At 75.6% G+C, this 1,876-nt stretch carries 3 protein-coding genes; 1 reads left to right on the top strand and 2 read right to left on the bottom strand.

All coding sequences use genetic code 11. The annotated features are described in order from the left end of the window. Together mmuM and AB0G02_RS37845 are read right to left on the bottom strand one after the other, a co-directional pair. Positions 1-864, bottom strand: an 864-nt coding sequence (gene mmuM / locus AB0G02_RS37850; protein ID WP_360804617.1) for a homocysteine S-methyltransferase, incomplete at its 3' end; no start/stop codon positions are given. A gap of 31 nt (positions 865-895) precedes the next feature. Further along, positions 896-1,495 (bottom strand): phosphoribosylanthranilate isomerase, encoded by a 600-nt coding sequence (locus AB0G02_RS37845; protein WP_360804614.1) that lies wholly within the window; start codon positions 1,493-1,495, stop codon positions 896-898. Positions 1,496-1,588: 93 nt separating this feature from the next. Between AB0G02_RS37845 and AB0G02_RS37840 the strand changes: the two genes are divergently transcribed. Beyond that, a partial coding sequence (locus AB0G02_RS37840) for an ATP-binding protein (protein ID WP_360804611.1) occupies positions 1,589-1,876 on the top strand: 288 nt, incomplete at its 3' end.

Genomic DNA, 1,876 nt, shown 5'->3' with positions numbered 1-1,876 from the left:
GATCGGTCCCGGGCCCACTTGGCAGCAGCCGCCGACCAGCCGCGCGCCGCCCTCCACCCAGCCCGCCACCCGCGCGGGCTCGAAAGCGGGCTCGCCGGTCCAGCTCCGGGTGGTCGCGTCCCAGCTCTCGCCGCTGTTCGGGTAGACCACGACGGGCTTGCCGGTGACCCGCCGGGCGATCTCCACCGCCTCGTCCACGTCGGCCGGGTCGCAGCAGTTCACCCCGACGGCGACCACCTCGTCCACGCCCCGCGCCACCTCGAACGCCTCGCTCAACGGCTGCCCGGCGCACGTCCGCGCACCCCGGGCGCTGTAGGACAACCACACCGGGACGCCCGATCCGGAGACCACGCGCAGCACGGCCTCCGCTTCCTCCACGTCGGGGATCGTCTCCACCGCCAGCACGTCGGCCCCGGCCTCGGCCAGCACCTCGACCCGGCGGCGGTGGAACGACTCCAGCTCGCCCGGGGCGAGCCCGTAGCGCCCGCGGTACTCCGAGCCGTCGGCCAGCATCGCGCCGTACGGCCCGACCGACGACGCCACCCACCTCGGACCGTCCACTTCGGACGCCGCCTGGCGCGCGAGGGTCACGCTCGCGCGCAGCAGGTCGACGGTCTCGGCCGCGGTGAGCCCCCGCCGGGCGAAGCCCTCGAACGTGGCCTGGTAGCTGGACGTGATCGCGACCTCCGCACCCGCCCGGTAGTAGGCGAGGTGGGCGGCCCTGATCGCGTCGGGGTCGGTGAGCAGCAGGCGGGCCGACCACAGCGAGTCGGACAGGTCGTGACCGGCGGCCGTGAGCGCGGTCGACAGCCCGCCGTCCAGCACCACCGCGCGCCGGGCGACCACATCGGACAGGGAAGCCACGCCCCGACCGTACCGCGCGGGCGGTCCGGGGTCAGGCCGACCGCGCGGCGGCGACGAACTCCCGCATCAGCCCGTGGTCCTTCACGCCGCGGCTCGCCTCGATGCCGCTGGACACGTCCACGCCCCACGGCCGGGCCCGCGCGACGGCGTCCGCGACGTTGCCCACGCCGAGGCCGCCCGCGAGCAGCCACCGGCCCTCCGGCCGGGAGCCGTCGAGCGCGGAGAGGTCCCACCGGTGACCGGAACCCGCGTCCGGGGAGTCCAGCAGCAGCATCTCCTCGCCGTAGGCGCCCACCCGCACATCGGTATCGGCCGTCAGCGCGACCGCCCGCACCAGGGGCACGCCCACCCCCGACACGTCCTCGAACGCGGACCTCGGGTAGTCGCCGTGCAGCTGGATGGCGCCGATCCCCGACTCCTCCGCGAGCCGCCGCACCTCCGCCGCCACCACCCCGCTGAACACCCCGATCGCCAGCACGTGCGGCGGCACCTCGCGCACGAGCCGGCGCGCGGTGTCGACGTCGACCTGCCGGACGCTCGCGCTGAGGACGAACCCGACCGCGTCGGCTCCCGCGTCCACGGCGGCGGCGACGTCGGCGGCGGTCCGCAGGCCGCACAGCTTCACGTACATGCGGCAGACAGTAGCGGTGGACCTTCCCGGCCCACGCCCTCGTGCTGAACAGTGGGTGTCGCGGTGGACCACGCGGGGGAAGGTGGTACGGGCGTGCAGCACGCCGGTCGGGAGCTGGTGGGGCGGGAACCCGAGGTCGCGGTCGCGGCCGGGGTGCTGGACCGCGCGCGGGCGGGGACGGCGTGCCTGGTCGTGTCCGGCGAGGCGGGCATCGGCAAGTCCGCGGTGTGGGAGCACGTGCTGCGGGACGCCGAACGTCGCGGGTACGCCGTGCTGTCCTGCCGGCCCGCGGAACCCGAGGCGCGGCTGTCGTACGGCGGTCTGATCGACCTGGTGGACCGCGTGGACGACGCGCTGATCGACCGATTACCCGCACCGCAG

The organism is Actinosynnema sp. NPDC023658 (assembly GCF_040639995.1).
Classification (GTDB): domain Bacteria; phylum Actinomycetota; class Actinomycetes; order Mycobacteriales; family Pseudonocardiaceae; genus Actinosynnema.
The sequence above is the reverse complement of the archived record's forward strand: the minus strand, read 5'-3'. Positions and strand labels throughout refer to the sequence as shown.